Origin of the sequence: Williamsia sp. (assembly GCF_036566845.1) — a bacterium.
In the GTDB taxonomy this organism is placed as follows: domain Bacteria; phylum Actinomycetota; class Actinomycetes; order Mycobacteriales; family Mycobacteriaceae; genus Williamsia.
In genome coordinates this window covers 1-7,082 of sequence record NZ_DATCVM010000107.1, presented here as the reverse complement: position 1 = coordinate 7,082, position 7,082 = coordinate 1, and the positions used below count along the sequence as shown (strand labels likewise).

Genomic DNA, 7,082 nt, shown 5'->3' with positions numbered 1-7,082 from the left:
TCCGAACCCGGAAGCTAAGCCTACCAGCGCCGATGGTACTGCACCCTAATCAGTGTGGGAGAGTAGGACACCGCCGAACACAACTTGCGGATACCCCGTATTCACAGTCCCCGGACTGCGGATACGGGGTATTTTGCAGTCTGCGGGCACAATCAGGCCCCACACCACCCACCAAGGGACATATGCCCTTGGTGACCCCTCAAAGGGACGAAAAGGCGCTAGCCCGACTTTCACCGGCGCACTGCGGAGGCGTGCTCTCCTCGATGTCAGGGTGATCACCGATGTGCACCCAGGTTCAGGCGCCCACACTTCTTGGTGAGACACCGGACACCGGGGGGCGTCGTGACCATGTCATCGAGAGTTGCCGGCTTCGCAGCGTGGATCGCAGCATCGCTGGGGGAGAATCGGATGCGAGTCATCGCGCGATTCAACAATCAAGTCACGAATCACGTAGTCCGGCTGTGGGCTGGGCACGCTCCGCACATGGCTGTGATCGACCATGTCGGACGCAAGAGCGGCCAGCGATACAAGACGCCGGTCATGGTGTTCGTCTCAGGACCAACCCTGTGGGTGGTCCTCAACTACGGATCCCGATCGGACTGGGTGCAGAACGTCCTTGCTGCCGGTCACGCTCGAGTGCGGTACCGCGGACGCAGCTACAGCCTCGACCGACCCAGTGTGGTCATGTCGTCCGAGGTCGAAGCGCTTCGAGGGACTCGGCTCGATGCCGACAAGAAAGTGCTCCGCGTCATCCTCCGATAGCTCGACGACCAGGCGGGCTCCAGCCCATGTCACCTGGCCTCGTGCCGGACCGCTGGTGACAGTGCACGACAGCTTCATGGCAGGTCTATGAAAGTCCCGGCTCCTAGCGTCAGGTACATCAACGCCGGCTAGGAGACCACTCATGTCCATCACCACCACAGCGACCACCGCATCGTCGCGCACCTACACTTCCCTCGCTGCGGCGTGGATTCCGCTGGCCGCACTGTGCCTGGCATTCTTCGTCGAGATGGTCGACAACACTCTGCTGTCGATCGCCTTGCCGACCATCGGGCGCGACCTCGGGAGCGGAACCACGGATCTGCAGTGGGTGACCGGTGCCTACTCGTTGACCTTCGGTGGGCTGTTGCTGACTGCTGGTTCGGTCGCTGACAGGTTCGGTCGCCGGCGGGTACTGCTGATCGGGCTTGGCTTCTTCGGTCTGGTGAGCCTGCTCGTGCTGGCCGTGACCACAACCGGCGAACTCATCGCATTGCGCGCAGCGCTCGGTGTTGCTGCGGCGGCGATGGCACCGATCACGAACTCGCTGGTGTTCCGGCTGTTCGACGACAAGACACTGCGGATGCGCGCCATGACGTTGATGATCGTCGTGGGCATGTCCGGTTTCGTTCTCGGCCCGGTGCTCGGTGGAACGGTGTTGTCCCATGTGAGCTGGGAGTGGCTGCTGGTCGTCAACGCGCCGATCGCCCTGATCGCCGGCATCGGCGTCTGGTTCGGGGTGGCGGCTGACCGGCGTGAGGACCTCACCAAGGACCGGCTCGACGTGCCCGGCGCACTGCTGAGCATCGCCACGATCGGCCTGGCCTGCTGGTCGCTGACGAGTGGTGTCGAACATGGCTGGCTCTCTGCGCTCACCGTCGCTTCGATCCTCGGCGCCATCGCCGCCGGCGTGGCCTTCATCTGGCACGAACGTCGCACCACAGCACCGATGCTGGACCTGAGGATGTTCTCGGTCGGCACCGTCCGAGGCGCTGCCATTGCCCAGATCGGGACATCGATCGCGATGGCCAGCGTCATGTTCGGGCTCATCCTGCACTTCCAGTACGCATACGGCTGGAGCCCGATGAAGGCCGGTCTCGCGAATCTGCCGATCATCGTGACCATGATCGCGGCGACCCCACTCTCGGAGTGGCTCGGCGCCCGGTTCGGCCACCGGATCGCGTGCCTCGTCGGAGCGGCTTGTCTCGCCGGTTCGCTGGCAGGAATGTCCTGGAGCGTCGAACACGGATACCTCGCCATCGCGGTCTGCATGGTCGTGATGACTATCGGACTCCGCACCGTCATGACGATCTGCGCGGTCGCTCTTGTCGAGGCGATGCCGGCCAACCGCACCTCCATCGGCACAGCCCTCAACGACACCGCACAAGAAGTCGGTACCAGCGTCGGAACTGCTGTGGTCGGCACCCTCATCGCGGTGCTGGTCACCACTCAGCTGCCCGCTGGTGCCTGGAGCAGCAGCCTGATCGACTCGTTCTTCCACGGTGAACAGATCACTTACGCGATCCTGGCGGTCGTCGTCGGGGTGATCGCCGCCGGTGGGGCACTCATGCTCACGAACTCGCGGACCACCGACGAACACTGACGCTGACCCTGCTCGAGTTCGCCAACGCAAGCGCTAGACCACGACGCCCGACCACTGAGCTACAACCGTCAGCAACGCCGGTTTCGCGAACAGATAGGCTCAGTCGGTGCTTTTCAGCTGGGCCCACACCATCACCCCGGACAGGCTCACACCCATCTTCGGCGCCAACGTCGTGGAGCGGGGCGAGCGCTACGGAGCCGAGTCGACGGTTCGCGACCTCACGTGGGAGGGCGGCACGGTCCAGACACTGAGCGGGACGTGTGTCGGACCCGACGACACACCGGCTGACGTGACGGTCCGATTCACCGCGGTGGGCGACGACTGGTCGATCGGCAGCGCCATCTGCACCTGCCCGGTCAGGATGTCCTGCAAGCACTGCGTCGTGGTTCTGCTGGCAGCGTCGGCTCCCGACGGCGACGACCGGGACTCACCCTCGTGGGAGTCGGTGGCCACGTCGATCATCTCCGAGTCCGAACACGCTCCGGCCAGAACACTCGCCTTGCTGGTCGTCGTCGAACAGGACAAGGCCGCCGAGGACCCGTCCGTCCGCACGCGGCCCATGGCGGCCGACAACACCGGCGGGTGGGTGCGAACCGGTATCTCGTGGCGTGTGCTCGAAGGCCCTGATGTCCACGGCGAGTTCGACGCAGCCCAGTTCCGCGCACTACAACATCTTGCACAGACTGACGACGGTCTCCGGAGCTCGAGCCCGCACGATCAGCTCGACCTCGCCACCGCCTCCGCGGCGATCTGGACGGCCCTCGAAGACGTTGTGTCCGCGGGTGTACGGCTGATCTCAGACAGTTCATCACTCGCCGATCGTGTCGAGATCGCGAAGAGGGCGGTGCTGGGACTCGACATCGGTCCGGGGGACACGACTGCGGCGGCCTCCCTCGACGCGCGCCTGCTCGTCGACGATGAACCTTGGGATCTCGGCAACTCGTACATGCTGGGAAAACCCGAACCCCATGGTGTCTTTCGCGCCGGCGACCGCGTGCTGACGCTCGCACCGTTCGATCCCGTTCCGCCGAAGTCACTGCTGGACCTGGCCGGTAGCAAGCTGACAGCGCAGATCCCGGTGGCCGACGCCGACCACTTCATGAACGATGTGTTGCCGCGCTTGCAGGCGTCCGTTCCGGTGCGCGTCGCCGACCGGTTGTTCGAACCGCCGGAGATCACCGGTCCGACCGCGGTACTCACCGTGTCCACCACCGACGTCGGACTTCGCGCGCGGTGGACCCTCCGGTACTACGTCAACGACGATCGACGCGACATCGATCCGACAACCCGGTCGCCCCTGTCCTTCTACCGCAACAAGCGCGCGGAAGATGATGTGTGGCAACGCAACATCGACATCCTCGGAGCCGTTGCGAGGAGCGGCGACTCCCGGGAGGAGCCCACCGAGGCCTCCTCGGTGCGCACGCTGCTCGCCGGCGCCGACCTGTCCGGAGTCGAAGCAGCGCGTTTTCGCGTCGAGGTGCTGCCGCGGATCATCGACCGCGACGACATCGTTGTCGAGCTGACCGAGGATCTTACCGACTACCGTCGGTCGGAATCTCCTGCACAGCTTGGCTTCTCGGCCCCCGATGCGCAGACTGAGGCCAACGATTGGTTCGACCTGCAGATTACCGTGACCGTTGAGGGGGAACAGGTTCCGCTCGGCGATCTCATCAGAGAGCTGTCGTCCGGCGCCACCCACATGCTGCTGCCATCCGGGACGTATTTCTCGCTCGACACACCTGAGCTGGTCAGGCTCGTCGAACTCCTCGCCGAGGGGCGGGCACTCGGCGAGTTCGACGCGGGCCAGGTGAAGGCGGACTCGTTCAACGTCACGCTCTGGGAGGAACTGCTCGAACTGGGGACGGTTGACGAGCAGACCCGCGGCTGGCAGGAAAATCTGTCGAGGTTGCGTGCGGCCCGGCCCCCGTCCGACATCGAACCACCGACCATGCTGCGCGCCGAGCTGCGGCCTTACCAGCGCGACGGCCTCAACTGGCTGAGCTTTCTGTGGGACAACGGCTTGGGAGGCATCCTCGCCGACGACATGGGCCTCGGCAAGACCTTGCAGACCCTGGCATTGATCGGGCGACTCCGCGAAGAACGCCTGACGGCTGGACCCTTCCTGGTGGTCGCGCCCACCAGCGTCATCGCCAACTGGCTGGCCGAGTGCGCCAAGTTCACCCCCGACCTGACCGCGGTCGCGGTGACCGCCACCGAGGCGAAGAGCCGCGAAGCGCTGCAGGCGCGAGTGGACGATGCCGACATCGTGATCACGTCGTACACGTTGTTGCGCATCGACTTTGATGTGTTCGAAGCCGTGGACTGGGCGGGGCTGATCCTCGACGAGGCGCAGTTCGTCAAGAACCACAAGGCAAAAGCCCACCAATGTGCACGACGGTTGACGGCGCCGTTCAAACTGGCGATCACCGGTACACCGATGGAGAACAACCTCATGGAGTTGTGGTCGATGTTGTCGATCACCGCGCCGGGCCTGTTCCCGAAACCGAAGCGGTTCACGGAGTTCTTCCGCCGGCCGATCGAGAGCGGTGCCCATCCCGAACGGTTGGCGACGCTGCGCCGTCGGATCAAGCCGATGATGTTGCGCCGCACCAAGGATCAGGTCGCCACCGATCTACCGCCGAAGCAGGAACAGGTGGTGCCGGTGGTCTTGCTGGAAACGCACCAGACGATCTACGACACGCGACTCGCGCGCGAGCGGCAGAAGGTTCTCGGTCTGCTGGGTGACTGGGAGAAGAACCGGTTCGAGATCTTCCGGTCGTTGACGATGCTGCGGCAGTTGAGTCTGCATGCGGGACTGGTGGATCCGACGAACAGGGAGCTGCCGTCGGCCAAGGTCGAGTTCCTCGAGGAGCAGCTGCCTGAGTTGATCGAAGAAGGCCACAGCGCACTCGTCTTCAGCCAGTTCACCGGCTTCCTTCGGATTATCCGCGAACACCTGGACGCGGCCGGGATCACCTACAGCTATCTAGACGGGTCGATGAACGCGCGGCAACGCACCGAGGCGATCCAGCAGTTCACCGACGGCATCAGCAAAGTGTTCCTGATCAGCCTCAAGGCCGGTGGGTTCGGTCTCAACCTGACCGAGGCCGACTACGTCTTCGTCTGCGATCCGTGGTGGAATCCAGCCGCCGAAGCTCAGGCCATCGACCGCGCGCACCGCATCGGACAGACCCGACCGGTGACGGTGTACCGGCTGGTGTCGGCGGGAACCATCGAAGAGAAAGTTGTTGCGCTGCAGGACCGCAAACGCGAACTCTTCAACGCGGTCATGGATGAGGGGGAGATGTTCGGTAGCGCGATCGGCGTCGACGACATCAGGGAGCTGCTGGGCGTGACCGGTCATGATCTATAGCCGGGCGCGACCTGCCGCTGAACGTGAGCCAACAAGTCCGTTTGGCTGTCAGTCCGCAGACGTCATCGGCGTGACGCACAACCGTCGAGGTCGCTGCCCCGGCTGTTGAGCGCGAACTGTTGCCTGCGGCCCAGTGATGGACGGTCGGGCGGCGTCGGGGCGTGCTGCGTGTTCGTCTGACCTGACACCGATTGTCAGCGGCATAGGCAACAATGGGTGCGACCAGGAAGAGGTCGCATGAGTGCCAGATTGGGTGCCACACCGACTGCCGACGTCCTCGACATCGAGGACGCCGTCAAACAAGTCCTTGCCGGGCGGATTCGAGTTCCGGAGTTTCAGCGTCCGCTGCGTTGGGGGCAGACCGATGCACTCAGGCTTTTCGACAGCATTGTGAAGGGTTACCCGATCGGTAGCCTACTCCTGTGGCAACGTGCCGCACACGCGGACACATTGCGGGTTGGCGCGTTGACGATTGATGCTCCTGCGCTGCAGTCCGCGTACTGGTGGGTCGATGGACAACAACGTGTGACAACGCTCGCGAACGCGCTTACCGTCGGCGGTGCCGGCGATGATCGATTCGCGTTGGATCTCACCCTGCCCGATGGTGAGATCGTTCCCCACGGGTCGTCGCGAGGAGTGACGATTCCGCTACCGGTCCTGTTTGATCTGCACCAGTTGCTGGCGTGGTCCCGACGTAACCCGGAAGCCGACGAGTACTTCGACCTGGCCACTGATGTGGCCAAACGGATCAGGCAGTACAAGATACCGGTGTCGATCGTCGAATCAGAAGACGAAGAAGTACTTCGTGACATCTTCGATCGCCTCAACAGTTATGGCAAACGACTGACCCGAGCCGAGGTCTTCACGGCGTTGAGTCCGGGCGGGACTCGCAACGAGGTCGATCTCATCGCCGATCACCTGGCCACCGATCTAGGGTTCGGGCGTGTGGACGGTAACACGATCGTCCAGGCGATGCTCGCCCGCAGAGGGTCAGATGTGATGCGGGAAATTCGTGGCGAGTTCGACTCGGACCGGCGGGTCGGCAGTGAATTCGCAGATGAGGATGTCAGTGCCGCCTACAAGGGCGCGGAGCGTGCTTTGGAATTGGCTGTCCAATTCTTACAGAGGGATGCGAGCGTGCCACACGTCGGATTCCTGCCCTACAAATACCTGCTGGTAGTACTTGCGCGGGTATTCGCTCACCACTCCGTGCTCAGGGAGCGGGAACGTGAACTATTGCGGCGGTGGTTTTGGTGTGCGGCCGCAGCCGGTCCCAGCCTCTATCCCGGAGCGAGCACGGGAACCGTCCGAGCGCTGGCGGCCCTGGTGAAGCCCGCAGACCTCGGT

At 63.8% G+C, this 7,082-nt stretch carries 4 protein-coding genes; all 4 read left to right on the top strand.

The annotated features are described in order from the left end of the window. Window positions 1-348: 348 nt before the first annotated feature. On the top strand, window positions 349-762 hold the full coding sequence (locus tag VIQ49_RS09795) for a nitroreductase family deazaflavin-dependent oxidoreductase (RefSeq protein WP_331883826.1): 414 nt from the start codon (window positions 349-351) through the stop codon (window positions 760-762). A 142-nt stretch (window positions 763-904) separates the two neighbouring features. Next, the gene (locus tag VIQ49_RS09790; protein ID WP_331883824.1) at window positions 905-2,362 is read left to right on the top strand and encodes an MFS transporter; all 1,458 of its coding nucleotides are present in this window, start codon (window positions 905-907) and stop codon (window positions 2,360-2,362) included. A gap of 106 nt (window positions 2,363-2,468) precedes the next feature. Then, on the top strand, window positions 2,469-5,735 hold the full coding sequence (locus VIQ49_RS09785) for a DEAD/DEAH box helicase (protein WP_331883822.1): 3,267 nt from the start codon (window positions 2,469-2,471) through the stop codon (window positions 5,733-5,735). Window positions 5,736-5,972: 237 nt separating this feature from the next. Continuing rightward, window positions 5,973-7,082, top strand: a 1,110-nt coding sequence (locus VIQ49_RS09780; protein WP_331883820.1) for a DUF262 domain-containing protein, incomplete at its 3' end; no start/stop codon positions are given.